The sequence below is a fragment of the Isoptericola sp. F-RaC21 genome (assembly GCF_038593535.1).
In the GTDB taxonomy this organism is placed as follows: Bacteria; Actinomycetota; Actinomycetes; order Actinomycetales; family Cellulomonadaceae; genus Isoptericola.
Window position 1 is genome coordinate 424,610 of record NZ_JBCFYX010000001.1, and the last position, 25,162, is coordinate 449,771.

Sequence of the window (25,162 nt, forward strand, 5' to 3'; positions counted from 1 at the left end):
CCCGGAGAGACGATGCCGACGACGCCCACCGCTCCCGCCCCGACCGCGGCACCGTCCGTCGTGGTCGTGGGCTCCGCCAACGCCGACCTGCTGGCCCGTACCGAGGTGCACCCCGCCCCGGGCGAGACGGTGCTCGGCCGCGACCTGTCGGTGCTCCCCGGCGGGAAGGGCGCCAACCAGGCGGTGGCGGCCGCCCTGCTCGGGGCGCGGGTGGCCTTCGTCGGCGCGGTGGGCGACGACGAGTTCGCCGACGCCGCCACGTCGGGGCTGCGGGCGGCCGGGGTCGACCTCGAGCGGCTGGCGGTCGTCCCGGGCGGCACCGGCGTCGCGGTGGTCACCGTCGCCGCCGACGGGGAGAACTCGATCGTCGTGGTCCCCGGGGCGAACGGCACGGTCGACGCCGCCGCCGTGGGCCGGCACGCGGACCTGCTCGCCGCGGCCGGCGTGGTGGTGCTGCAGGGCGAGATCCCGCGCGACGGGGTCGAGGCCGCCGCGCGCCTGGCCGGCGGACGGCTGGTGGTGAACCTGGCGCCGGTGATCGCCGTCGACCCCGCGGTGCTGCGGCGCGCGGACCCCCTGGTCGTCAACGAGCACGAGGCGCACGGCGCGCTCGGGCTCCTCGACCCCGGCGGCTCCGTCGGGGCCGACGTCGGCGACGAGGACGTCGTGTCCCGGCTGCGTGCCCTCGGTGTGCCCTCGGTGGTGCTGACCCGGGGGCCGCTGGGCGCCCTGGTCGCCGGCCGTGAGGGCGCCGGCGAGCCCGCTGACGTCCCCTCTGGCGCTGACGTCGTCGTCGTGCCCGCGCCGCGCGTGGACGCGGTGGACACCACGGGCGCGGGCGACGCGTTCGTCGGCGCGCTGGCGGCCGAGCTCGCGCGGGGGAGCGGGCTCGTCGACGCCGCGCGCGTCGCCGTCCGTGTGGGGGCGTTCGCCGTCCGTGGGTCCGGGGCGCAGCCGTCCTACCCGCGGGTGGGCGACGAGCTGCCCTGAGCCGACGACCGCCCCTGCGCGACGTCGCGGGGGACACGACGAAGGCCCCTGTCCTGCGGTGCAGGTCAGGGGCCTCTCTCGATGCTCCCGCGGTTGGACTTGAACCAACGACCGTCCGATTAACAGTCGGATGCTCTGCCAGCTGAGCTACGCGGGATCGCGTGGTCGTCCGGCCGGTGGCCTTCGAACCGGGAAGAACAATACCAGGCTCACACGGGTAGTCCGGACGCTCCCCGGACCCTGGACTCCGTGGCGTCCACCACTCGGGCGACGCGCGGGTCGTCGAGATCGACGCCCGCCCCGGCCACGGCCTGGGAGAAGAACCGGCCGTCCGCGGTCCTGCGCACGGCGACCTTCACGTCGCCGCCGGGCACGGCCACGGTCTCGGACAGCACCACCGACCACTGCACCCGCTCGCGCAGCGCCTGCGGGAACGACGTGCGCTCGGCGTCCATGAGCCGCAGCACCGTGTCCGGGGCGGCGTCCACCCACTCGATCGCCAGCTCGGACCGCTCGGGGTCGAACACCCCCCGGTCGACGTCGCACCACGGGCGTCGCGTCACGACGTCCCCCGTGCCGGGGCCGACGACGACCAGGTCGGCCGTCGTCGCCACGGCCCACCGGTCGTCGACGAGCTCCGCGGACGCGAGGATCCGCTCGCCGCGGGCCAGGGGAAGGGTGCGGCGGACGTCGTCGGGCAGGGGCAAGCGGCGGAACCACATGGCGTCACCGTACCGAGGTGGACGGCGAGGCGAGGCGCCGCGCACGACGTCGCCGGATCGGCCACCATGTGACGGTGCCCGCACACAGCCCTGAGACGGACCCCGCGCCCACGGGTCGAGCCACGGCGACGCGCCTTCTCGTCGTGCTTGTGGCGACCGTGATCGGAGCGCCCGTCCTGGCGTTCACCGCGCTGGCGGGCGCCATCAGCGGGGGCCTCGGCCTCCTGCTCGTCCCGCTGCCGGTCGTCGCGGCCGCCTGGGTGGGGTCCGAGGCGATGCTCCCGGCGGGGCCTGTCGCTCGGCGGGCAGGGGCGACCGGTCCGGTGGTCGGGCTCGCGGCCTGGGGAGCCGCGCTGAGCCCGACGGTGTCTGCGCCGGTCGGCCCGGTGATCACCGCGGTGGCTGCGGGACTGGTCGCGGCCGCGATCGCCGCGCTGCCGCTGCGACCGCCGTGGTGGGTCGCCGGGGCGGCGGTCCTGATCGGCATCGCGGTGCTCGCCTGGCTCGGGTACGACGTCGTGGACCCGACGATGGGGACCGCGTGAGAGGACGGGCCGCGGGCAGGTCCGGGTCGACCGGGCGCGGTCAGCCCGCGGCGGGCCCGCGCTGCTCGTCCTCGGCGCTCGGTGCCGGGTCCGGTCCCGCCTGCTCGCGTTCCCGCTTGAGGCGCGCCTGCTCCAGCAGCCACCGCATCTCGGGGTCGTCGTCGGGGCTCGAGGGAACGTCGTCGGTCTCCCAGGTGCGCCGACGCCCCGGGTACTGCGCGGGCGGCAGGGGCCCGGCGGGGTACCCCGCCCGCGGTGCGGGGCGACGGTTCGCCCGGGCGCGCCGGCTCACGACGATCCACGCGATCGACCCGGCGAACGGGAGCAGCAGGATGATGAGGATCCAGAAGCCCTTCTGGATGCCGCCGCCGTCCTCCTCGTCGGACTGGACGACGTCCACGAGGGCGTAGACGACGAGCGCGAGGTAGGCCAGCATCGGCAGCACGCGGAGCATGGCCCGGAGCGTAGCGGGTCGGTGCCCCGTGCCGGGCTTGAACCGGCGACCGATCGATTATGAGTCGACTGCTCTGACCAGCTGAGCTAACGGGGCGCGCGGCGAGCATACCGGCCCGGGCGTGCGCCGGGCCGAGGGGCGCGGTGTCATGGGCAGGTGACCATCGCCGTCAAGCGTGTCTACGACGAGCCGTCCCCGGAGGACGGCTCGCGGGTGCTCGTGGACCGGCTCTGGCCGCGCGGCGTCTCGAAGGAGCGCGCCCGCCTCGACCGCTGGTCCAAGGAGGTCGCGCCGTCGTCGGACCTGCGGACCTGGTTCCACCACGACCCGGAGCGCTTCGAGGAGTTCGAGCGGCGCTACCGTGCTGAGCTCGCCGACAACCCGGAGGTCGCGGAACTTGCCGCGCTGGGCGCGGGGGACCGGCGTCTGACGCTGCTGTACTCGGCGCGCGACCCGGCGCACAACCAGGCGCTGGTGCTGCGCGACGTCCTGCAGGCCTACCTCGACGACGCGGGGTCCGGCTCGGGCACCTGAGCTGCCTGTGCCTCCCGCGGGGCGCGGCTGAGCGCCTGGGTCGTCCGCTCGAGGTCGCGCGCGACGGCGCGGCGCAGCCGCGGCCCGAACGGGCGCTCGACGAAGCGGTGCACGAGGTAGGCGACGGCGAGCATGACGACGGTGACGAGCGCGAACGTCGCGCCGGCGGGCAGGTGCGGGCTCGTCTTGCCGATGAGCCACTGCCCCCACGACGAGTGCAGCAGGTACAGCGGGTAGGTCAGGGCGCCGACGACGGTGAGCCACCGCCACGAGAGCCGGTCGAGGCGCGTGAGCGCGACGACGGCGACGAGCACGAAGCAGGCGACGATGGCGACCCAGTACGTCTGGGGGCCCACGGTGACGTCGGTGCTGGTCGCGATCCGCAGCGCCTGGCTGTGGCCCGAGACGACCGCCGCGAGCGCGACGTTGAGCCCCAGGACGAGCCACAGCACGAGCGACCGGCGCTCCTTGGTGAGCAGGAAGAGCATCATGCCGCCCGCGAACAGGGGCGCGTCGGTGCCCACGAGCAGCGTGGTCCACAGGGTGCTGCCGGACTGGACGGCGACGGCGGCCACGACCGGCCACACCGCGGCGAAGGCGACGAGCCGGTTGCGGGTCATCCCGACGGCGAGCAGGAGCCCGACCAGCACGTAGAACCGCAGCTCGGCCCACAGGGTCCAGTAGACGGACTCGATGTCCTGGACGCCGAACGCCCGCTGGACCATCGTGAGGTTCGCCGCCGTCTCCGGGATGCCCACGTCCTTGTGCCCGGGCGCGACGACGACGAGCAGCAGCACGACGGCGGCCACGGACAGCCAGTACGCGGGGAACAGCCGGCCCACGCGGGACGCGGTGAACGAGCGGACGTCACGGCCCCAGGCGGACATGAGGATGACGAAGCCGCTGATCACAAAGAAGAGCTGCACCCCGAACGAGCCGAACGCGGCCACCGGCTGGAGGTTCGGGAACGAGTCCTCCGTGCGGGCGCCCCAGGCCGAGTGGTTCACGGCGACGTAGTGGTAGGCGAGCACCGCCATCGCGGCCAGGAAGCGCAGCCCGTCGAGTGCCGCCAGCCGCGGGCGGCCCGCAGCGGGAGCGGCCGCCCGCCCCGGGGCGAGGGCAGGCGTCGTTGACTCGGTCATCCGTCGTAGCATCGCTCGGCACGTTATCAAACCGTGATAATCGGCGCCTCGACCGGCTCACGACGTGGGAGAATGCGGGCCATGGCGATGCGAGAGATCCGGGTGCTGCCCGACCCCGTGCTGCGCACCCCGTGCGACGAGATCACCACCGTGGACGACCGGGTGCGGTCCCTCGTGGAGGACCTCGTGGAGACCGTCGACGCCGACGGGCGGGCGGGGCTCGCGGCCAACCAGATCGGCGTGAACCTGCGGGCCTTCTCCTGGAACGTCGACGACGAGATCGGCTACGTGCTCAACCCGCGCATCGTCGAGCTCTCCGACGAGACGCAGGACGGCGACGAGGGCTGCCTCTCCGTGCCGGGGCTCTGGTACCCGACCACCCGTGCCTGGTACGCCCGCGTGGTGGGCATGGACGTCGACGGCAACGAGCTCGTGGTCGAGGGCACCGGACTCATGGCGCGCTGCCTGCAGCACGAGTGCGACCACCTGGACGGCAAGCTCTACCTGGACCGCCTCGAGCGCGCCGCGCGCAAGAAGGCCATGCGGGAGCTCCGCGAAAGGCTCTGAGTTCCTCAAGGGGTGCTCAAGAGGAGCGATGAGATCTGCGTTTCCTCTCGCACCCCGGCCCGCCATCGGGCAGGATGTGTCAAGACGACACACCGTCGGAGCTCGCCGACCAGCAGGCCAACCGGTTCGAGGACGTAGGGGAAGACGGACCTCGGAACCAGGGAGGACAACATGGCTGGTGCGATCACCCGCGGTGTGCTGTTCGTGCACTCGGCACCCCGTGCGCTCTGCCCTCACCTCGAGTGGGCGGCGGGCAACGTGCTCGGGGGACGCGTGTCGCTGGACTGGACTGCCCAGCCGGCGGGGCGCGGACTTTACCGTGCCGAGTACTCGTGGCAGGGCGCCCAGGGAACGGGTGCCCGGTTGGCTTCTGCCCTGCGGGGCTGGGACCACCTGCGCTACGAGGTGACGGAGGAGGCGAGCCACGGCGCCGACGGCGCGCGCTGGTCGCACACCCCCGACCTCGGCATCTTCCACGCCATGACGGACGTGCACGGCAACGTCGTCGTCCCGGAGGACCGCATCCGGGCCGCGATGGAGTCGGCGCACGACGGCCGCGGCGTGCGCGAGGCGCTCGACCTCGCCCTCGGCACGGCCTGGGACGACGAGCTCGAGCCCTTCCGCTACGCCGGCGCCGGCGCTCCCGTGCGCTGGCTGCACCGGGTCGGCTGAGCCAGAACGGCGGTCGAGCCTGTCGGAACCCGAAACGTTGGTTGAGCCTGTCGAAACCCGGCGAGGGCTTCGACAGGCTCAACCAACGAGACTCAGGCGCTCGTCACGGTGAGCGCGACGTTGTGCCCGCCGAAGCCGAACGAGTTGTTGAGCGCGACGATGTCGCCGTCGGGCAGCTTCTCCGGCGTGGCGCGCACGAGCGGCACCTGGAGCTCCGGGTCCGGGTTCTCGACGTTGATCGTGGGCGGGGCGAGGCGCTCGTGCACGGCCTTGACGGTGAAGAGCGTCTCGAGCGCGCCGGCGCCGCCCAGCAGGTGGCCGGTCATGGACTTGGTGGCCGAGAGCCGCACGTGGTCGGCCTCGCCGCCCATGAGGGTGCGGATCGACGCGGTCTCGGTGAGGTCGCCGACCTTCGTGGACGTGGCGTGCGCGTTGACGTGCACGACGTCGCGGGATGTGACGCCCGCGTCCTCGAGCGCGCGGCGCATGGCGGAGACCTGCCCGGTGCCCTCGGGGTCGGGGGAGGTGATGTGGTAGGCGTCCGCCGACAGGCCGACCCCGGCGATCTTCGCGTAGACGCGGGCGCCGCGGGCGGCCGCGTGCTCCGCGCTCTCCAGCACCACGATCGCGGCGCCCTCGCCGACGACGAAGCCGTCGCGGTCGACGTCGTACGGGCGGGACGCGCGCTGCGGGTCGTCGTTGCGCAGGGAGAGCGTGCGCGACGCGGCGAACGCCGCGATCGGCATGGGGTGGATGGTCGCCTCCGTGCCGCCGCAGACGACGACGTCGGCCCGGCCGTTGCGGATCATGTCCACGCCGTAGCCGATCGCCTCCGCCCCCGACGCGCACGCGGAGACCAGGGCGTGGGCCCCGGCCTTGGCCCCGAACTCCATCGAGACGTAGGCGGCCGGGGAGTTGGGCATGAGCATCGGCACGGTCATCGGCAGCATCCGGCGGGCGCCGCGCTCCTTGAGCGTGTCCCACCCGTCCAGCGTGGTCCAGATGCCGCCGATGCCGGAGGAGACCACAGCGCCGAGCCGCTCGCCGTCGACCTCGGGTGCGCCGGCGTCCTGCCACGCCTCGCGGGCGGCGACCATCGCGTACTGCGTGGACGGGTCCATCCGCTTCGTCTCGGGCCGGGAGAGGACCTGGTCGGGCGTGACCTTGATGGACGCGGCGAACGTCACGGGAAGGCCGTAGGTCTCGGCCCAGTCGTTGTCGAGAGTGCGCGCGCCCGACTCTCCCGCGAGGGCGGCAGCCCAGGTGCTGGGGGCGTCGCCACCGAGAGGGGTGGTGGCGCCGAGGCCGGTGACGACGACGTCGCGCGAGGCGGGTGCGGCAGTCATGGGTGGGTCACTCCTGAGGTGAGAGCGGGTTCGGGTGGTTCAGGTTGCCGGGCGGGCCGGGGTCACCGGCCCGCCCGCGCGGCGGGGCGGGCGCCCCGCGGCGTCACGCGGCCTGCGCACCCTCGATGTACGAGACGGCGTCGCCGACCGTGGTGAGGTTCTTGACCTCGTCGTCGGGGATGCGGACGCCGAACTTGTCCTCGGCGTGGGTCACGATCGTCATCATCGACAGCGAGTCGATGTCGAGGTCGTCGGTGAACGACTTCTCGCTCACGACCGCGTCCGTGGGCAGACCGGTCTCCTCGGCGACGATCTCGGCGAGGCCCTCGAGGATCTCCTGGGAGGTGTAAGCCATGGGGTGCGTCTCTCCTTGAAACGGGGTACCGGCCGTCCGGCACCGTGGGGTGTTGCGGTGCGATTGTCCCGCACCACGGGGGTCGGTCACGACCCCGGGCGTCCGATCGCGTGGCCGATCGCCGGGGTCGCACCTGAGGCTAGGGCAGCACCACGACCTGGGCCGCGTAGACGAGGCCCGCTCCGAAGCCGATCTGCAGGGCCAGGTCGCCGGAGCGGGCCTGCCCCTCGGCGAGCAGCCGCTCGGTCGCGAGCGGGATCGACGCGGCGGACGTGTTGCCGGTGTCGGCGATGTCACGCGCGACGACGACGGTGTCGGGCAGCTGCAGCTGCTTGACGAGCTGGTCGATGATGCGCATGTTCGCCTGGTGCGGCACGAAGACCTGGACGTCCTCGGGCTCGACGCCCGCCTCCGCCATGGCCTTCGCCGCGATCGGCGCCATCTGGAAGCCCGCCCACTTGAAGACGGTCGGGCCGTCCTGACGCAGCGTCGGCCAGCCGGCGGTGGGCTCCGCCCGCAGGTCCGACCAGGGGCGCGTCTGCGTGATGGCCTGCGCCTTCGCGCCGTCCGAGCCCCACACCGTCGGGCCGATGCCCGGCACGTCGGAGGGGCCGACCACGGCCGCGCCCGCGCCGTCGCCCAGCAGGAACGAGATCGAGCGGTCGGTCGGGTCGACGAAGTCGGACATCTTCTCGGCGCCGATCACCAGCACGTGGCGGGCGGCGCCCGACCGCACGAGGGCGTCCGCCTGGCCGATCCCGTAGGCGTAGCCGGCGCAGGCGGCCGAGACGTCGTAGGCGGCGGCCGGGGTGGCGCCGAGGCGCTCCGCGAGGAGCGCGGCGCCCGCCGGCGTCTGGTGGAAGTACGTCACCGTGGACAGGATCACCACGTCCACGTCCGCGCCGGTGAGGCCGGCCGCGTCGAGCGCCCTGCGGGCCGCGGCCTCCGCCAGGTCGAGCACGTCGACGTCCGCCGCGGCGTACCGCCGCGTGACGATGCCCGTGCGCTGGCGGATCCACTCGTCGGAGGAGTCGATCGGCCCGGCGACGTCGTCGTTCGTGACGACGCGCTCGCCCCGCTCGCCGGCGATCGCCAGGATCCGCGAGAAGCGGACGGGCTCGGCCTGGCGGAGCGTGCGGCGCGGCCCCGGGGGCGGCTGGTTCACGCGGCGGTCCCGGCGCCGGCGGCGACCGAGTGGCGGGCGATGAGGTCGCGCGCGGCCTCGACGTCGTCGGGGGACTTCACCGCGACCGACTCGACGCCCTTGAGCGCGCGCTTGGCCAGGCCCGTGAGGACCCCGCCCGGGGCGAGCTCGAGGATGCCGGTGACGCCGCGCTCGGCGAGCGTGGCCTGGCACAGGTCCCAGCGCACCGGCGCGGTGACCTGCGCGGCGAGGCGCGCGAGGACGTCCGTGGCCGTGCCGTGCCCGTGGGAGCCGGCTGCGAGGGTGTCGTAGGTGGCCCCGTCGGCGTCCGACAGCAGGGGCAGCCGCGGGTCGGTGGCCAGCCAGCCGGTCGCGACCTGCTCGAAGGCGACCCGGGCCGTCTCCATGAACGGGGTGTGGAACGCGCCCGCGACCTGCAGCGGGATCACCCGGGAGCGCGTCGGCGGGTCGGCGGCGAGCGCGGCGAGGCGCTCCTTGTCACCGGCGGCCACGACCTGGCCGCCGCCGTTGACGTTCGCGGGGAAGAGGCCGGCGGCCTCGATCGCGGCCAGCACCTCGTCGGGGTCGCCGCCCACGACGGCGCTCATGCCGGACTCGGCGGCGGACGCCGCCTCCGCCATCGCCCGCGCGCGGTGCGAGACCAGCCCGACGGCGCCGGCGTCGTCCAGCGCGCCCGCGACGGCGGCGGCGCTGAGCTCGCCGACCGAGTGGCCGGCGGTGACGTCCACGACCTCGGTGGTGGGGCGGCCGTCGAGGATGGCGCGCAGGGCGAGCAGCGACGACGAGACGATCAGCGGCTGGGCCACGGCGGTGTCGCGGATCGTGTCCGCGTCCGACGTCGTCCCGTGCTGGGCGAGGTCGGTCCCGGCCGCGGCCGAGAAGGAGTCGAGCAGGTCGGCGGTGCCGGGCAGCTCCAGCCAGGGGCTGAGCATCCCGGGGGTCTGAGAGCCCTGTCCAGGGCAGACGACGGCGAGCACGTGCTCACGTTGCCACCCCGCGCGGGGGGCGCGTCGTCGCGACGCGCACGAACCTCGTCGGAGGCGATTGTGGGAATCCTCTAACTGCCGCCCTCGAGCTGGCCGAGGGCGAGGGCGATCTGCAGCACGAAGGACTCGCGGGCGTCGAGCGGGTCCCAGCCGGTGATCTCCGAGACCTTGCGCAGCCGGTACCGGACCGTGTTGGGGTGCACGTACAGGCGCCGGGCGGCGGCCTCGAGCGACCGGCCGGTGCCGAGGTACGCCGAGAGCGTCTCGAGCACCGAGCCGGACGCCTCCTGCAGGGGCCGGAACGCCTGGGCCACGAGGGTGCGGCGCGCGGTGACGTCGCCGGTCAGCACCCGTTCCGGCAGGATCTCGTCGGCGAGGACCGGGCGGGGGGCCTGCGGCCAGGCAGGCGCCGCGGCGAGCCCGGCGAGGGCTGCGGCCGCGGACGAGGCGGCGTCGGACACGTCCGGCACGACGCCGCCGATCACCACCGGGCCGGGGCCGAAGCGGTCGAGCAGCGACGTCGCGGCGGCCACCAGGTCGCCCTCCCCGCCCAGCACGAGCACCAGCCGGTCCCCGTGGATGCCGACCAGGGCGTCGCCGGCCGCGCGCCGCGCCAGGCGGCGCAGCTCGGCCGTGCGGACGTCGTCGAGCCGCGTCGTCGCCTCGCCGACCACCACAAGCGCCTGGCCGCGGCCGCTCCAGCCGAGGGCCGAGACGCGCGACCGGAGCGAGTCGTCGCCGTCGCCGCGGACCAGCGCGTCCACGACCAGCGCCTCGAGGCGGGCGTCCCAGGCGCCGCGGACCTCCGCGGCCCGGGCGTACACCTCGGCCGCCGAGAACGCGATCTCGCGGGAGTAGCGCAGCACGGCCTCCCGCAGCTCGCGCTCGTACCCGGGGGCCGCGATCTCGTCCGAGTGCTGCTCCACGACGTCGACCATGAGCCGGACGAGCTGCAGGGTGTGCTGCAGGGAGATCGAGCGGGTGAGCTCGGGGGGCGCGGCCGCGAACATCTCGCCCACGCCGTGCGGCGTGGGCGTCGGCTCGGCGAACCAGCTCACGAACGCGTTGATGCCGGACTGCGCGACCAGGGCCACGTAGGACCGGTCCTCGGCCGGGAGCTGGCGGTACCAGTGCACCTCCTCGTCGAGGCGCCGCATCGCGGCGGAGGTGAGCACGCCGAGCCCCTCGCGCACGCGCTGCACGTTCTCGCCCCGGGAGACCGGGGTGCCGTCCGTCGCGGTGCCGTCCTCGGGGACGGCGGTCCCGTCGGTCGGGGAGGTCGCGGTGCCGCTGGTCGTCATGGGACGAGGATACGGGCGCCGTTGTGGGGAGTGCACAAACACCGTGCCGGCCAGAGCGGCCCCCGGCCGGCACGGAGCGCATTGGATAGGGTCGGTCCCATGGCCCTCATGCCCCGGCTCCGGCAGCTGTTGCGCCGGCCGTTCTCCGCCTCGACGGTGGCGGCACGGCGGCCGTCGCCGTCGCAGGAGCACGGGGACACGCCGTCCGAGGACGCCCTGCGGGCCATCCTCACCGACGACCCCAACGACGCGCCCGCCTTCCGCGCCCTCGCCGAGATCGTGCGCCGGCGGGCGGCCGAGTCGCCCCATGCCGAGGACCCGCTGACGGCCCCGTCCGACGAGGCCGCGCAGCAGCGGGCCGCCGATCTCGCCGTCTGGTCGCTCGCGGAGGAGCTCGCGGGGCACCCGCGAGGCTGGCGCCCGCTGCTGGAGCTGGGCCGGCTGTCCGTCTCGGACGACCCGGAGGGCGCGGCGCGGCGGCTCGCCACCGCGGCCGAGCGCGATCCTGGCGGCGAGGCGCTGGCGGAGGGTCTGGCGATCCTGCGCGACGCCGGCATGCCGACCGAGGCGCTGGGGCTCGGCGTCGGTCACTGGCGCGTGCGGGAGCACGTGCCGGAGGTGGGGCGCCAGCTGGTGCTCGCCGCGCTCGAGGCGGGCCGTGTCGCGGAGGCGCGCCAGCACCTGGAGTCCCTCGCGCTGCACCCCGGCACCGACGAGCTGCGGGCGGAGCTGGGCCGCGTCGTCGCCGCGCGCGAGCAGACGTCCCCGACCTAGAAAGGCGAGTGCCCTCGCACGCTGGTCGAGCCTGTCGAAACCCGGTAGGAGGTTTCGACAGGCTCAACCAGCGAACGAGGGCTGGCCTCTGCCTGGCGTCAGCTGTCGCCGCCCGCGACGCCGGACGTGCCGGCGTTGACGTCGAGCAGGCGGTACTTCTCGACCGCCTTGGCGACGACGTCGGCCGAGACCTCGCCGCGACGGGCGAGCTGCTGCAGCGTCTTCACGACCATCGACGGGCCGTCGATGAGGAAGAACCGCCGCGCGGCCGCGCGGGTGTCGGAGAAGCCGAAGCCGTCCGCACCGAGCACCGCGTAGTCGCCCGGCACCCAGGCGCGGATCTGGTCCGGCACCAGGTGGTCGTAGTCGCTGGTGGCGACGAACGGGCCCTGGGCGCCCGACAGCTTCTGCGTCACGAACGGGGTGCGCGGCTCGGCCGTGGGGTCGACCAGCGCGTCCTTCTCCGCGGCCAGCGCGTCGCGACGCAGCTCGTTCCAGCTGGTCACGGACCAGACGTCGGCCGACACGCCCCAGTCCTCGGCGAGGAGCTGCTGCGCCTCGAGCGCCCACGGCACGCCCACGCCGGAGGCGAGGAGCTGGGCCTTGGGGCCCTCGACGTCCGACGTCGAGATCCGGTGGATGCCGCGGAGGATGCCCTCGACGTCCACGTCCTCCGGCTCGGCCGGCTGGATCATCGGCTCGTTGTACACCGTGAGGTAGTACATGACGTTCTGGTCGCGCCCGTCGGACCCGTCGCCGTACATGCGCTCGATGCCGTCGCGCACGATGTGGCGGATCTCGTAGCCGTACGCCGGGTCGTACTGCACCATCGCCGTGTTGGTGCCGGCGATGAGCGGCGAGTGCCCGTCGGCGTGCTGCAGGCCCTCACCGGTCAGGGTGGTGCGGCCGGCGGTGGCGCCGATGATGAAGCCGCGGGCGAGCTGGTCGCCGGCCGCCCAGAACTGGTCGCCGGTGCGCTGGAAGCCGAACATCGAGTAGAAGATGTAGACCGGCACCATGGCCTCGCCGTGCGTCGCGTACGACGTGCCGACGGACTGGAAGGCGGCGGCCGAGCCGGCCTCGTTGATGCCGGTGTGCATGATCTGCCCGGCCTCGGACTCCTTGTAGCTCAGCATGAGCTCGCGGTCCACGGCGAGGTAGTTCTGCCCCTGGGTGTTGAAGATCTTCGCGCTCGGGAAGATCGCGTCCAGACCGAAGGTGCGGGCCTCGTCGGGGATGATCGGCACGATGCGCTTGCCGAACTCCTTGTCCTTGATGAGGTCCTTGAGCAGGCGCACGAAGGCCATCGTGCTGGCGACGTGCTGCGTGCCCGAGCCCTTCTTGAGGATCTCGTAGGACTTCGGCTCCGGCAGCGTCAGCGGCTTCGGCGTCGAGCGGCGCTCGGGCAGGAAGCCGCCCAGGTGCCGGCGGCGCTCCAGCATGTACTGGATCGCCTCGTCGTCCATGCCCGGGTGGTAGTACGGGGGCAGGTACGGGTCGGCGTCGATCTGCTCGTCCGTCAGCGGGATGTGCAGGTTGTCGCGCAGCGCCTTGAGGTCCGAGTTCTTGACCTTCTTCATCTGGTGCGTGGCGTTGCGGCCCGCGAAGCTCGAGCCGAGGGCGTAGCCCTTGACCGTCTGCGCCAGGATGACCGTCGGCTGGCCCGTGTGGGCGCGGGCGGCCGAGTACGCGGCGTAGATCTTGCGGTAGTCGTGCCCGCCGCGCTTCATGTTCCAGATGTCGTCGTCGGTCATGTTCTCGACGAGCGCCTTCGTCCGCGGGTCGCGGCCGAAGAAGTGCTCGCGGATGAACGCGCCGGACTCCGCACGGTAGGTCTGGTAGTCGCCGTCGGGCGTGGCGTTCATCAGGTTGACCAGGGCGCGGTCCTTGTCCGCGTTGAGCAGGGCGTCCCACTCACGGCCCCAGACGACCTTGATGACGTTCCAGCCGGCGCCGCGGAACTGGGCCTCCAGCTCCTGGATGATCTTGCCGTTGCCGCGGACCGGCCCGTCGAGGCGCTGCAGGTTGCAGTTCACGACGAACGTCAGGTTGTCGAGCTGCTGGTGCGCCGCCTGCTGCAGCATGCCGCGCGACTCGGGCTCGTCCATCTCGCCGTCGCCGAGGAACGCCCAGACGTCCTGCTGGCTCGTGTCCTTGATGCCGCGGTTGTGCAGGTACTTGTTGGTCCATGCCTGGTAGATCGCCGACGCCGGGCCGAGGCCCATGGAGACGGTCGGGAACTCCCAGAAGTCCGGCAGCATGCGCGGGTGCGGGTAGGAAGGCAGACCGCCGCCGGCGTGCGACTTCTCCTGGCGGAACCCGTCGAGCGTCTCCGCCGACATGCGGCCCTCGAGGAAGCTGCGGGCGTACTGGCCGGGGGAGGAGTGCCCCTGGAAGTACACCTGGTCGCCGCCGCCCGGGTGGTCCTTGCCGCGGAAGAAGTGGTTCAGGCCCACCTCGTACAGCGTCGCCACCGACGCGTAGGAGGAGATGTGGCCGCCCACCGAGATCTCGGGGCGCTGGGCGCGCGTCACCATGACGGCCGCGTTCCAGCGGATCCACGAGCGGTAGCGACGCTCCATCGCCTCGTCGCCCGGGAAGTACGGCTCGTCGTGCACGGCGATCGTGTTGACGTAGGGCGTCGCGAGCGTCGCCGGGATGTGCACGTTGCGCTCCCGCGCGCGACGCAGCAGGTTGAGCATGACGTAGCGCGCCCGCGGGCCGCCCTTGTCGTCGATCAGACCGTCGAACGACTCGACCCACTCGCCGGTCTCGGCGGGGTCGATGTCCGGGACGGCGCTGAGCAGGCCGTTGATCAACGGTCCGGTCTCGTCGTACGAAGCCACCAGCAACCTCTCTCATCTTCGGACGGTGTGCGGCACATGGTCGCCGCCCCGGTCCGTGTCAGGCATCCCGTCGTGAAGGCACCGCGGCGCGTGGTCGCGACGGTGCGGCCCCCGAACGGGTGGTCATCACTCATTGTGTCCCCAGACGGGCCGGGGGAACACCATCGGGCGGTCAAGGATCCGTGATCTACGTCATGCCGGCACCTGTCGATGTTGCCGAGATCACTGTCCCGGCTCGATCGGAGGCAAACTCGCAGGGGTCAGGGGGTTGCCGGGCGCCGACGCGTCCGGTGGACTACGTTGGCGCACACGAGAGATGACCGCCACACGCGGTCCGCGCGGCTCAGCAGTCAACGGAGAGGAACGAAGGTCCAACGTGGGTAAGCAGGCGGAATCCCCGGCAGCACGCTTCGGGTTCACCACCGGCCAGGTGGTGCAGGAGTTCGGGTGGGGAGACGACGTCGACGACGCGCTGCGGGCCGATATCGAGGCCCTGGTCGGCGGCGAGCTCGTCGACGAGGACTACGACGACGTCACCGACGGCGTCATCGCGTGGTGGCGCGACGAGGACGGCGACCTGACGGACATGCTCGTCGACGTCCTGACGGTGCTCGACGACGGCGGCCTCATCTGGTTGCTGACGCCGAAGCCGGGCCGGGACGGGCACGTCGCGCACGACGAGATCCAGGAGGCCGCGACCACCGCCGGCCTCCATGCCACCAGCACGTTCGCCGTCGCGCCCGACTGGTCGGCCACCAAGCTGGCCAACCGCGGCCGCGGGCGCTGAACCGGTGACGGGCACGACGCCCGAGGTGCGCTGGCGCGCGGGCGACCCCGCGCCCGACTTCACCCTGCCGGACACGCACGGCACCCCCGTGCACCTCGCCGACCTGCGCGGCGAGCCGGTGCTGCTCGTCTTCTTCCCGTTCGCGTTCTCGGGCATCTGCACCGGAGAGCTGTGCGAGCTGCGCGACAACATCGAGGAGTTCGAGGCGGCGGGGGTGCGCCTGCTGGCCGTCTCCACCGACCCGGTGTTCACGCTCAAGGCGTGGCACGAGCAGGAGGGGTTCGGCTTCGACCTGCTCAGCGACTTCTGGCCCCACGGCGCCGTGGCCGACGCCTACGGCGTGTTCGACCAGGGCAGCGGGCACGCGCTGCGCGGCACCTTCCTCATCGATGCCGACGGGATCGTGCGGTGGTCGGTCGTGAACCCGCGGGGGCAGCGTCGCGACCTTGAGGCGTACCGCGAGGCGCTCGCCGAGATCTGACCGCGACGAGCGCCGCGCGGCGGTCCGGCGAGGCGTCGCCGCCGGGTATTCTTTGCTGCGCTGTCCAGGGCCTGTAGCTCAGCTGGTCAGAGCGCCACGCTTACACCGTGGATGTCGGGGGTTCGAGTCCCTCCGGGCCCACCACCCCCGCTTTTCTTGCTCTGACCTGCAGCTTTGCTTCCGGCCGCCCTGGACGCGCGAGGACACCAGGGCCCCCGAATGGCCGTTCATTCCCCCGCCACACCCCCGCGGGGGAATGGTGGAGCGCCCCCTGAGGTCCCCACCGGAGTCAGGACGCTTCAGTCCGTCTCCTCACGGCGATACCGTTTTCCCCAAGCCGTGCTCGTGGAGGTCGGCGATCGCGGCCGTGCATGCATCGTCGAGCGCGGCACGCGCCTCGCGGGCAGCTGCTGCGGGGTCGACGGCGTCAGCGGGCTCGAGCAGTACGGCACACGCCGTGGCCAGTGTTGTCTGGGGGTCGCTGCCGGGCAGCAGGTCGGCGACATGCTCGCGGGAGCCGATGTCGCGCAGCCCGTGCAGGAGCCCGGCGGCGGCGTGCACCTGCATCTCCAGGGGCAGGTCGGCGCGGATCACCTCGTGACGTCGCAGGACGGGAAAGATTCGCAGGAGCACTGCCACAGGGCCGATGGAGCGGGTCATTCGCTCGATAGCGGGATGGTTCCCCATCACGCTGCGCACGTTTTGCCCGGTCGAGAGCACGGCGACCGCGAAGGGATGCTGCTCGAAGGTGCTGGCGACCAGCGGCAACAGGCGGTGCGGGACGACGTTCGCCGGGTTGTCGCGTATCGCGGCGCCGATCTCGGAGAGCACGTCGAGGAAGTCGTGGGCGAGCAGGTCGGCGAAGAGGTCTTCCTTCGTCGCCCAGTACAGGTAGACCGTGCCCTTGCCGACTCCGGCGTGGTGGGCGATGTTCGCGATCGTGACGCCGCGCGTCCCGCCCTGCAGCGCCAGCTCCCGCGCGGCGTGCAGGATCCGCTCGATCCGCGGCGACGTGGTGCCCGTCGTCCCCATCAGTGACTCCTCGTGTCCTGCGCCTCACCGGTTGCTGGGTGGTCGCGTCCGTCGTCTGCGTCGCTGTGGCCGCACGGTCCGGCCGTGCGCCCATTCTCGCTGGAGCCGGGCAGCCAGCATGCCGCAGCGGTCGCGGCCTGGACGCACGTCGCACGTGCGTCTTCAGACCTGTCGCCGCTGCGGCGTGGTGGCTGCCACGGTGCGGCTGGATCAGGCGGCGAGATCGGCCTCGCGCAGTCGGAACAGGGGCAGCCGGGCGAAGACGGCCCGTGCCGGAGGCAGGGCGAACATGCGTCGGTAGAAGGCCTGGATGCGACCGCTGCGCCTGATCTCGTCCTCGGTGTCCACGGTGAAGATGGCGCGCATCGGTGACGCGGACCTCTGGAAGGTCGCCACGGGGCCGCGCATCGCCGCTTCCCAGGCGGTCAGGGCCTTCTCGAGCGAGTCGGGGTGCTTCAGGAGCATCGCCCGCAGCACGTCGGCGCCGCTGAGGCTCGAGGTCGCGCCCATCCCGGAGTAGAGGGTGGGGCACCAGGCCGCGTCGCCGAGCAGCATGACGTTGCCGTGGTGCCAGTGGTCCACGTGTGCCTGCTCGACCGAGTCGAAGAGGAACTCGTCGGTGCTCTCCAGGTGGCTCAGCGCCGCCTCGAGCATGTCGCCGAGCGGCTCAGGTCCGTAGACCTCACGCAAGCGCGCAGCGACCCCGATCTCCTTGGCCCGGGCCCGCTCGGCGTCGACGTCCTGCGCCTTGTAGGAGAACGCCACCGTCGGCGCGTGGTCCTCGAAGCTGAAGACGGTGAACGAGCGTCCCGCCTCCTTGATGCTCGCGCCGTCCTGGACCCGCAGACCGGGAAGGCCCTGCGGCAGCTCGTAGGCGCAGACCATGTCGCCCACCCGGTCCAGATAGTCGGTGTGCGGGCCCCAGGCCAGCCGGCGGACCGTGGAGCGCAGACCGTCGGCACCGACCACCAGATCGAAGTCCTCGGTCCGCTCGGTGCCGTCCACGGTGTTGCGCAGAGTGACCGTCGCGCGGTCCGCACCCTGGACGATCGCCGTCGGAGTCGTCGAGAAGTGGACGTCCACGGAAGCGGGCAACGACTCGAAGGCCGCTGCCTCGACGTCCCCGCGCAGCATCAACCACGGGCTCGTCGGAGTGTCCCCGAACCCGACGCTCGGGCCCCGCAGCCCCTGGCGGTCGGCCTTGTAGGTCCTGCCGTCTGCCGGGTTGCGCGCACGCAGCCCTGTGATGCCCAGGTGCTGCGCGGCGATCCGACCGGAGCCGAACATCATGATGAAGTAGCCGCCGCGACGCCGACCGGGGGACCGCTCGACGATCTCGGCCTCCCAGCCCGCCTTCTCGAGCGCGATCGAGGCCGACAGCCCGGCGATTCCTGCCCCGACGACCAGGGCCCTGCGTGAGGTGTTCGATGCGTCCGTCATAGGGACATCGTTGACCCGACTGACCCATCTGGTCAATCGGTCAGTTCTGGGTTGGTGAGTAACGTCGGCCACATCTCGGCCGTGGCGCACGCGACTCCCTCACCCAGTGACTGAGGGCTGTCACGCACAGGGCGGCATCCTGTAGACCTTCGACAACGGACGCCGATGCATCAGAACTGACCGATTCTGAGTCGCGCCAGAATCGGGTTCTGGATGTTTCGAAACCTCCAGGTGGTGCTGTCCTTGGGGCAGGCCTAGAGGCCGGCTCGGAACCAGGATGATCGGCGACGGCAGGGGCCGGACACGTCCGTGGGGCTGACCTGATCGCGCACCATCCGTTCGACGCCGGCTCGCACGATGCCGCTCAGGAACCAGGTGGTCAGCTGTACGTCGGCCCTGGCCGACGCGGCGGAGGAGTTCAGGGTGTCGGTGAAGACCATCCGGCGACGCATCGCCGACGGCACCGTCGTGACGACGACGCACGGGCGTCGCCGGGAAGAAGAACGATCATGCGAACCACGAACTCGAAGGACCGGGCGACCCGCCGTAGGCGCCTCGTGGCGTAGGTGTGCCGTCGTGCCCAGGAGATCCCTCGGGCTCCACCCATGGGCGTCACCGGGTACCGGGTGGGCAGGCTCATCCGTATCGACCTGGACGAGCTGCGCGACAGGCTGGCGATGACGATCCCGTCGGCACGGACGTAGGGCGGCGACTTCATGAGCGATGACTGTGGACGCCGCTCGGTGCGGCGCGGACGCACTTGCGCAGGTCGCACGGTGCCGCGGAGTCCGCGGCACCGTTGATTTTCCCGAGAACGCCTCGCCCGGCGATCGTCAGATGCCGTCCCGTCGGCGTCACGACGACCTGTGCCCTGGACGACGCCGACCGCTCGACGGTGCCGAATCGTCACCGTCGGGCCAGCTCTCGAAGGCGCGTGCAGGGCGAGGTGAGCATGGCTCGATGATCGACCCGGTGCGTTACCGCAAACGTACGGGGTGGGCACCCCGTACGGACCCCGTACGCACCCTCGCCCAACAGATCACCGCAGGTCAGGGTGCGTACGGGGATTGCCTCTTGACGTCGCTCGAGGGGTGGAGCCTTCGGAGCGATTGCAGGGCCAGGAAAGGAACGGATCTGACGCGTGTGGGAATGGGGACTGGACGCTTTCCGAAACCCTGCCGCATGCAGCTCACACGGCCCCGAGCGCTACTTGGTGACGGAGACGGCGACGATGGTCGTCGCGCTGGCCCGGTCGGGCGCTGGTTCACCTGATCTGCATGACGCGCGATCGCTCACGACACCGGTCGAATGGACGAGGACGTCGATACGACGGTGGGGTCTCCCGGCCCGGCTCACGGCGTTCGACGAACCGCGGCACGTGGAAGGACGACCATCATGAGCGAGCTCACGGAAGACACTCCTGTGCGCGACCTGCTGGTACGCATGACTGCAGATTCGGTCGACGCGTCGGACCTGGACACCCGGACGCTGATGCTCGTCCGGCTTGCCGCACTCGTCGCGGTCGATGCACCCCCGGTGTCGTACCTGATGAACCTCGAGGCGGCCGCCGGCTCGGGGCTCGACGCCGACACGGTCGCCGACGTGCTCGCTGCAGTCGCTCCCATCGTCGGGACCTCCCGCGTCGTCGCAGCATCGGCCGGTATCGCGAAGTCTCTGGCGATGGAGGTCGCGGTCGCCGTCGTCGACGCTGAGGAACAGAACGAGGCGTAGCACCCGTGACAGGCGACGGGGGCGGCCGCGTCCCTGCCCGTGACGGTGCGGGGTCGGGGAAGGAGACGGCGGCGGGCTCGGGAAGGTCGCTCACCTGGGGGCCCAAGCTCGGCATCTGGGCGTGGAGCTTCGTGGGTGTCGTGGCGACGGTCGTCATCGTCGTCCTCGCCCTCGCGGCGGTGAGCGAGATCGTCCTGCCGCTCACCTTCGCCGCCGTACTCGCCGTGTGCTTCAAACCGCTGGCCGACCAGCTGCGCCGCCACGGGGTCGGCGGCTCCGTCGCGGCGGGACTGATCGTCCTGCTCCTGCTCGGCCTCGCGACGATCGTCGTGGCCGCCACCGTGCGAGGTGTCGCCCAGCAGACGGCGGGGATCGGTGACTCCGTCGACGACGCGATCGCGCGCCTCGTCGCTGAGACCGACCTCGACCAGGGCACGCTGGACGCCGCCCGCCAAGCGGTCGAGGACGCCGCCCCCACCGTGACCGGTGGGTTCGTGACGGGGCTGGTCGAAGGTGTCGGCACGATCGTCGGCCTGGCGAGCGGTCTGATCCTGGGTGCGCTGATCATGTACTACCTGCTCAAGGACGGCACCAGGCTCAAGGCGGCAGCGGCCTCGCTGTTCGACCAGGACGACACGCGCGCGGAGGTCGACGGCTTCATCGGCGACTCGTGCCGAACCTTGCGCGACTACGGACGGGGCCGCACCGCGATGTCCGCCATCGTCGCCGTCGTCATCGGGCTCGCCGCGCTCGTGCTGGGCCTGCCGCTGGTCCTCACCATCGTGGTCGTGAACTTCGTCGGTGGCTACATCCCGTACATCGGCGCGTTCCTCGGCGGTGGGCTGGCCGTGATCGTCGCGCTGGGCGACGGCGGCCCTCCCACCGCCGCGATCATGCTCGTGGTGGTGATCGCATCCAACCTGCTGCTGGAGAACTTCGTGGAGCCCCGCGTGATGGGGCGCACGCTGGACATCCATCCCCTGGTCGTCCTCGTGGTGACCGCGCTCGGTGGGATCGTCGGCGGCATCGTCGGGCTGATCCTGGCGGTCCCCGCCTGGGTGGTCGCCGCCGAGGGCCTCGCCCGGCTGCGCCGCCGCGGCTTCTTCGACCGGGTGTTTACCCGTGCCAAGCCCACGGTGCAGCGGATGCTCCAGTAGCCCGACCCGGCGCACCCATCCACCACGTCGGAGGGAGCGGAGGTGCAAGCCAGCGAACCACACGAGGAACGCAGCGACGGCGGCACCGATACGGCCGGCACGCCGCCCTTGCAGGCCCTCACCGCCAGGCGCCGAAGGGCGCTGGTCACCCTCGGCCTGCTGCGCGCGGGCGCGACGGCGCTCCTTCTGGTCGCGCTCTACTACGTGCTGCCCTTCGACCGGGGCTCGACCTCGTCCCTCGTGCTCGTACTCGTGCTCGGCCTCGCAGCGCTCGTGGCGACGACGGTCTGGCAGGTGCGCGCAATCGTCCGTTCCCCCTACCCGGGTATCCGGGCGACACAGGCGTTGGCGACCGTCGTGCCGCTCTTCCTCATCGTGTTCGCGACGACGTACTTCATGCTCTCGTTCCAAGACCCAAGTTCGTTCAGCGAGAGCCTGAGCCGGTCCGACGCGCTGTACTTCACCATCACCACGTTCGCCACCGTCGGGCTGGGGGACGTGGCCCCCACCGCGCAGGGCGTACGGCTCCTCGTCGCCGTGCAGGTCCTCCTCGACCTCGTCGTCCTCGGGCTGGGCATCAAGGTGATCATCGGCGCGGTCAGGAAGGGCCGCTCCAGCTGACCTTCCCAGAGAGTTCCCTGTCCATCCGTGGATCGCGCCGTCCCGGAGCGCGTCGTTCACCTCTTCTGCGTGATGTGCCGCTCGGGCGCCGTTCCTAGCGTCGACGGTGTCCATACTCTCGCCCGACCAGGGAGCTCCCGATGCGACCCGATGCGCATGCCCGCACGATGCTGCCGATCCCTGACCGGCCGGCGCCGGGTCTGACGACCTACGACGCCAAGGACCCTGACACCTCCTACCCGCCGATCGAGCCGCTGCTGCCGCCCGAGGGCGCCCCGAACGTGCTCGTGATCCTGCTCGACGACGTCGGGTTCGGGGCGTCGAGCGCGTTCGGCGGGCCGTGCCGCACCCCGACGGCGGAGCGGCTCGCCGCGAGCGGGCTGAAGTTCAACCGGTTCCACACGACGGCGCTGTGCGCACCGACCCGCCAGGCGCTGCTCACGGGCCGCAACCATCACTCCGTGGGCATGGGGAGCATCACGGAGACGGCGACGTCGGCGCCGGGCAACAGCTCGCTGCGCCCGAACACCAAGGCGCCTCTTGCCGCGACGCTCAAGCTGAACGGCTACTCGACCGCCCAGTTCGGCAAGTGCCACGAGGTGCCGGTGTGGCAGACGTCGCCGATGGGCCCGTTCGACGCGTGGCCGACGGGCGGGGGCGGGTTCGAGACGTTCTACGGCTTCATCGGGGGCGAGAACAACCAGTGGGACCCGGCCCTGTACGACGGCACGACGCCGGTCGAGCCGCCTGCCACGGAGGAGGAGGGGTATCACCTCACCGAGGACCTGCTCGACCACGCGTGCGCGTGGGTGCGCCAGCAGAAGGCGCTGATGCCGGACCGGCCGTTCTTCGTCTACCTCGCTCCCGGCGCCACCCACGCCCCGCACCACGTCGCCCCCGAGTGGATCGAGAAGTACCGAGGCAGGTTCGACGACGGGTGGGACGCGCAGCGCGAGCGGACCTTCGCCCGGCAGCAGGAGCTCGGCGTCGTCCCGGCCGACGCCGAGCTCACCTCGCGGCACGCCGAGATCCCGTCCTGGGACGAGATGCCGGACGACCTCAAGCCCGTGCTCGCCCGGCAGATGGAGACGTACGCCGGCTTCCTCGAGCACACCGACGTGCAGGTGGGGCGGCTCATCGACACCCTCGCCGATCTGGAGGTCCTGGACGACACACTGGTCCTGTACATCATCGGCGACAACGGCGCGTCGGCCGAGGGCACCCTGCAGGGCGCCTTCAACGAGATGGCGAACTTCAACGGCATGGCCGCCCTGGAGACGCCGGAGTTCATGCGCGGCAAGATCGACGAGTTCGGGTCCCCGTCGTCGTACGGCCACTACGCCGTGGGCTGGGCATGGGCCATGGACACGCCGTACCAGTGGACCAAGCAGGTCGCGTCGCACTGGGGCGGCACCCGCAACGGCACGATCGTGCACTGGCCGCGCAGGATCGCCGAGCGGGGTGGCCTTCGCTCGCAGTTCGTGCACGTGGTCGACGTGGCGCCCACGGTGCTGGAGGCGGCGGGCCTGCCGGAGCCGGTGATGGTCAACGGCGTGCAGCAGTCGCCGATGGAGGGGACGTCGATGCTGTACGCGTTCGGCGACGCCGACGAGCCCGAGCGGCACGACCTGCAGTACTTCGAGATGTTCGGCAACCGCGGCGTCTACCACCGCGGGTGGAGCGCGGTGACCAAGCACCGCACGCCGTGGGTCATGGTCGGCGGCACGGTGCCGCCATTCGACGACGACGTGTGGGAGCTCTACGACGGGACGACGGACTTCAGCCAGGCCCACGACCTGGCCGCCGAGCACCCCGACGCGCTCGCCCGGCTCCAGCGGCTGTGGCTCATCGAGGCCACCAAGTACAACGTGCTGCCCCTGGACGACCGGACGTCCGAGCGGCTCGAGCCCTCGATGGCGGGCCGCCCCACCCTCGTGCGGGGAACGTCCCAGCTGTTCTACCCCGGCATGGGCCGCCTGTCGGAGAACAGCGTGGTGAGCATGAAGAACCGGTCGTTCTCCGTGACGGCGGAGGTCGACGTGCCCCAGCGCGACGCGCACGGCGTGCTCATCGCCCAGGGCGGGCGGTTCGGCGGGTGGAGCGTGTACGTCCACGAGGGCCGGCTGACCTTCGCGTACAACGTGCTCGGCATCCACCTGTACCGGGTGGTGGCGGACGAGCCGGTCCCGCCCGGCAGCCATCAGCTGCGGGCCGAGCTCGCGTACGACGGCGGCGGCCTCGGCAAGGGTGGCGACGTCACGCTCTACCACGACGGCACGCTGGTCGGCACAGGCCGGGTCGAGGCCACGCAGCCGCTGATCTTCTCCGCCGACGAGACGACGGACGTCGGGTACGAGTCCGGCACGACCGTCTCCCCGGACTACACGGCCCACGGCAGTCGGTTCTCGGGCCGGCTCCACTGGGTCCAGCTCGACGTCGACAAGGACGACGCCGACCACCTCGTCAGCCCCGAGGAGCGGCTGCGCGTCGCGATGGCGCGGCAGTAGACGACGTGCGTCGCTCGACACAGGAGGCTCTCATGGCGCAGACGGACGACCCGGGCCCTCCCCATACCGGGAGGGCCGTGCTGGGCGGCGGGATGGTGCCGGTCGTCGGGCGCGGGTTCCTCATGGGCAGCGCGGACTTCTACCCCGAGGAACGGCCGGTCCGGGGCAAGCGCGTCGGCAGCTTCTGGATCGACCGCTGTCAGGTGACCAACGCCCAGTTCGCGGCGTTCGTCGCCGCGACGGGCTACGTCACGGTCGCCGAGAGGCCGCTCGACCCGGAGGGCTTTCCCGGCGCCACGGCGGAGCTGCTGCAGCCTGGCGGCCTGGTCTTCCAGCAGACGGACGGGCCCGTCCCGTTGAACGACTACACCGCGTGGTGGCGCTATCAGCCGGGCGCGAGCTGGCGCACTCCCCGGGGCCCGGGGACCGACGTCGAGCTGCTGGCGGACCACCCCGTCGTGCAGGTGGCGTACGAGGACGCGAGCACCTACGCCGCCTGGCGCGGTGCCCGGCTGCCGACCGAGGCCGAGTGGGAGTTCGCGGCCCGCGGCGGGCTCGACGGGAGCGTGTATACCTGGGGCGACCAGCCGGACTCCGACGGGCCGTACCTGGCCAACACCTGGCGCGGGCGGTTCCCCTGGCAGAACCTCGCCCTCGACGGCTACGAGGCGACGTCCCCGGTGGGCTCCTTCCCCGCCAACGGATACGGCCTGCACGACATGGCAGGCAACGTCTGGGAGTGGACGAGCGACTGGTGGCACGAGGGCCACCGCCCCGCCGCTCATGCCTGCTGCGGTACGGACGACGGCCGGAGCACGGCCGCCCCGGGCGAGGGCGTCCCTCGGCGCGTGATCAAGGGCGGCTCGCACCTGTGCTCTCCCGACTATTGCTTGCGGTACCGTCCCGCGGCGCGACAGCCCGAGGCCGTCGACACCGCGACCTGCCACCTGGGCTTCCGGTGCGTCGTCGACAGGTCCGCGGACGCGGCGACCGCGTGAGGACGAGGG

General features: G+C 72.2%; 24 protein-coding genes and 3 tRNA genes. 14 read left to right on the forward strand and 13 right to left on the reverse strand.

What is annotated here, in order from left to right; all coding sequences use genetic code 11:
• Window positions 1-12: 12 nt before the first annotated feature.
• Window positions 13-990 (forward strand): ribokinase, encoded by a 978-nt coding sequence (locus tag AAG589_RS01920; RefSeq protein ID WP_430565561.1) that lies wholly within the window; start codon window positions 13-15, stop codon window positions 988-990.
• An 84-nt stretch (window positions 991-1,074) separates the two neighbouring features.
• Here the strand turns inward: AAG589_RS01920 and AAG589_RS01925 are convergent.
• Together AAG589_RS01925 and AAG589_RS01930 are read right to left on the reverse strand one after the other, a co-directional pair.
• Window positions 1,075-1,147 (reverse strand) — tRNA-Asn (locus tag AAG589_RS01925).
• Between the two features lie 52 nt (window positions 1,148-1,199).
• Complete coding sequence (locus tag AAG589_RS01930; RefSeq protein ID WP_430565562.1) at window positions 1,200-1,712, reverse strand: hypothetical protein; 513 nt, start codon at window positions 1,710-1,712, stop codon at window positions 1,200-1,202.
• 74 nt (window positions 1,713-1,786) lie between these two features.
• On the opposite strand from AAG589_RS01930, the gene AAG589_RS01935 reads away from it, so the two are divergent.
• Complete coding sequence (locus tag AAG589_RS01935; RefSeq protein ID WP_430565563.1) at window positions 1,787-2,257, forward strand: hypothetical protein; 471 nt, start codon at window positions 1,787-1,789, stop codon at window positions 2,255-2,257.
• Window positions 2,258-2,297: 40 nt separating this feature from the next.
• On the opposite strand, the gene AAG589_RS01940 is transcribed toward AAG589_RS01935, so the two are convergent.
• A complete protein-coding gene (locus AAG589_RS01940; RefSeq protein WP_430565564.1) occupies window positions 2,298-2,711 on the reverse strand; it encodes a PLD nuclease N-terminal domain-containing protein in 414 nt (137 codons plus the stop codon).
• Between the two features lie 22 nt (window positions 2,712-2,733).
• Window positions 2,734-2,807: transfer RNA gene (locus AAG589_RS01945), tRNA-Ile, on the reverse strand.
• 60 nt (window positions 2,808-2,867) lie between these two features.
• Between AAG589_RS01945 and AAG589_RS01950 the strand changes: the two genes are divergently transcribed.
• Window positions 2,868-3,245 (forward strand): DUF488 domain-containing protein, encoded by a 378-nt coding sequence (locus AAG589_RS01950; protein WP_430565565.1) that lies wholly within the window; start codon window positions 2,868-2,870, stop codon window positions 3,243-3,245.
• On the opposite strand, the gene AAG589_RS01955 is transcribed toward AAG589_RS01950, so the two are convergent.
• A complete protein-coding gene (locus tag AAG589_RS01955) occupies window positions 3,209-4,387 on the reverse strand; it encodes an acyltransferase family protein (protein WP_430565566.1) in 1,179 nt (392 codons plus the stop codon). The two genes, AAG589_RS01950 and AAG589_RS01955, sit on opposite strands and share 37 nt — an antisense overlap.
• Window positions 4,388-4,468: 81 nt before the next feature.
• Between AAG589_RS01955 and def the strand changes: the two genes are divergently transcribed.
• Window positions 4,469-4,954 carry a peptide deformylase gene (gene def / locus AAG589_RS01960; protein WP_430565567.1) on the forward strand — a complete coding sequence of 162 codons (486 nt, stop codon included), beginning with the start codon at window positions 4,469-4,471 and terminating at the stop codon, window positions 4,952-4,954.
• A gap of 171 nt (window positions 4,955-5,125) precedes the next feature.
• Window positions 5,126-5,626, forward strand: coding sequence for a DUF3145 domain-containing protein (locus AAG589_RS01965; protein WP_430565568.1), 501 nt, complete (start codon window positions 5,126-5,128; stop codon window positions 5,624-5,626).
• Window positions 5,627-5,718: 92 nt separating this feature from the next.
• Here the strand turns inward: AAG589_RS01965 and AAG589_RS01970 are convergent, their stop codons facing one another.
• From AAG589_RS01970 to AAG589_RS01990, 5 genes are all read right to left on the reverse strand, one after another.
• Complete coding sequence (locus tag AAG589_RS01970; RefSeq protein WP_430565569.1) at window positions 5,719-6,972, reverse strand: beta-ketoacyl-[acyl-carrier-protein] synthase family protein; 1,254 nt, start codon at window positions 6,970-6,972, stop codon at window positions 5,719-5,721.
• A gap of 103 nt (window positions 6,973-7,075) precedes the next feature.
• Window positions 7,076-7,327 (reverse strand): acyl carrier protein, encoded by a 252-nt coding sequence (locus AAG589_RS01975; protein WP_079574895.1) that lies wholly within the window; start codon window positions 7,325-7,327, stop codon window positions 7,076-7,078.
• A gap of 139 nt (window positions 7,328-7,466) precedes the next feature.
• The gene (locus tag AAG589_RS01980; RefSeq protein ID WP_430565570.1) at window positions 7,467-8,492 is read right to left on the reverse strand and encodes a beta-ketoacyl-ACP synthase III; all 1,026 of its coding nucleotides are present in this window, start codon (window positions 8,490-8,492) and stop codon (window positions 7,467-7,469) included.
• Window positions 8,489-9,469, reverse strand: a complete 981-nt coding sequence (locus AAG589_RS01985) for an ACP S-malonyltransferase (protein WP_430565571.1) — start codon at window positions 9,467-9,469, stop codon at window positions 8,489-8,491. The genes AAG589_RS01980 and AAG589_RS01985 overlap by 4 nt, the downstream gene beginning before the upstream one ends.
• An 80-nt stretch (window positions 9,470-9,549) precedes the next feature.
• The gene (locus tag AAG589_RS01990) at window positions 9,550-10,779 is read right to left on the reverse strand and encodes a PucR family transcriptional regulator (protein ID WP_430565572.1); all 1,230 of its coding nucleotides are present in this window, start codon (window positions 10,777-10,779) and stop codon (window positions 9,550-9,552) included.
• A gap of 99 nt (window positions 10,780-10,878) precedes the next feature.
• On the opposite strand from AAG589_RS01990, the gene AAG589_RS01995 reads away from it, so the two are divergent.
• The gene (locus AAG589_RS01995) at window positions 10,879-11,553 is read left to right on the forward strand and encodes a hypothetical protein (RefSeq protein WP_430565573.1); all 675 of its coding nucleotides are present in this window, start codon (window positions 10,879-10,881) and stop codon (window positions 11,551-11,553) included.
• A 98-nt stretch (window positions 11,554-11,651) separates the two neighbouring features.
• Here the strand turns inward: AAG589_RS01995 and aceE are convergent, their stop codons facing one another.
• On the reverse strand, window positions 11,652-14,399 hold the full coding sequence (gene aceE / locus AAG589_RS02000) for a pyruvate dehydrogenase (acetyl-transferring), homodimeric type (RefSeq protein WP_430565574.1): 2,748 nt from the start codon (window positions 14,397-14,399) through the stop codon (window positions 11,652-11,654).
• 376 nt (window positions 14,400-14,775) lie between these two features.
• Between aceE and AAG589_RS02005 the strand changes: the two genes are divergently transcribed.
• From AAG589_RS02005 to AAG589_RS02015, 3 genes are all read left to right on the forward strand, one after another.
• Entirely contained in the window at window positions 14,776-15,186 is a 411-nt protein-coding gene (locus AAG589_RS02005; RefSeq protein WP_430565575.1) for a DUF3052 domain-containing protein, read from the forward strand.
• A gap of 4 nt (window positions 15,187-15,190) precedes the next feature.
• Window positions 15,191-15,667, forward strand: a complete 477-nt coding sequence (locus AAG589_RS02010) for a peroxiredoxin (RefSeq protein WP_446719663.1) — start codon at window positions 15,191-15,193, stop codon at window positions 15,665-15,667.
• A gap of 67 nt (window positions 15,668-15,734) precedes the next feature.
• A tRNA-Val gene (locus AAG589_RS02015) sits at window positions 15,735-15,811 on the forward strand.
• A gap of 168 nt (window positions 15,812-15,979) precedes the next feature.
• Here AAG589_RS02015 and AAG589_RS02020 read toward each other — a convergent pair.
• On the reverse strand, window positions 15,980-16,699 hold the full coding sequence (locus AAG589_RS02020) for a TetR/AcrR family transcriptional regulator (protein WP_430565576.1): 720 nt from the start codon (window positions 16,697-16,699) through the stop codon (window positions 15,980-15,982).
• A gap of 210 nt (window positions 16,700-16,909) precedes the next feature.
• Window positions 16,910-18,139 carry an FAD-dependent monooxygenase gene (locus tag AAG589_RS02025; RefSeq protein ID WP_430565577.1) on the reverse strand — a complete coding sequence of 410 codons (1,230 nt, stop codon included), beginning with the start codon at window positions 18,137-18,139 and terminating at the stop codon, window positions 16,910-16,912.
• Window positions 18,140-19,534: 1,395 nt separating this feature from the next.
• Between AAG589_RS02025 and AAG589_RS02030 the strand changes: the two genes are divergently transcribed.
• The 5 genes from AAG589_RS02030 to AAG589_RS02050 all read left to right on the forward strand — a co-directional run bounded on the left by AAG589_RS02030 (window position 19,535) and on the right by AAG589_RS02050 (window position 25,153).
• Window positions 19,535-19,870, forward strand: coding sequence for a carboxymuconolactone decarboxylase family protein (locus AAG589_RS02030; RefSeq protein WP_430565578.1), 336 nt, complete (start codon window positions 19,535-19,537; stop codon window positions 19,868-19,870).
• A 5-nt stretch (window positions 19,871-19,875) separates the two neighbouring features.
• Window positions 19,876-21,027, forward strand: a complete 1,152-nt coding sequence (locus AAG589_RS02035; protein WP_430565579.1) for an AI-2E family transporter — start codon at window positions 19,876-19,878, stop codon at window positions 21,025-21,027.
• Window positions 21,028-21,135: 108 nt separating this feature from the next.
• Window positions 21,136-21,648: an ion channel gene (locus AAG589_RS02040; protein WP_430565580.1), complete on the forward strand. Its 513-nt coding sequence runs from the start codon at window positions 21,136-21,138 to the stop codon at window positions 21,646-21,648.
• A 140-nt stretch (window positions 21,649-21,788) separates the two neighbouring features.
• A complete protein-coding gene (locus AAG589_RS02045) occupies window positions 21,789-24,155 on the forward strand; it encodes an arylsulfatase (RefSeq protein ID WP_430565581.1) in 2,367 nt (788 codons plus the stop codon).
• A 32-nt stretch (window positions 24,156-24,187) separates the two neighbouring features.
• The gene (locus AAG589_RS02050) at window positions 24,188-25,153 is read left to right on the forward strand and encodes a formylglycine-generating enzyme family protein (RefSeq protein ID WP_430565582.1); all 966 of its coding nucleotides are present in this window, start codon (window positions 24,188-24,190) and stop codon (window positions 25,151-25,153) included.
• Window positions 25,154-25,162 lie beyond the last annotated feature (9 nt).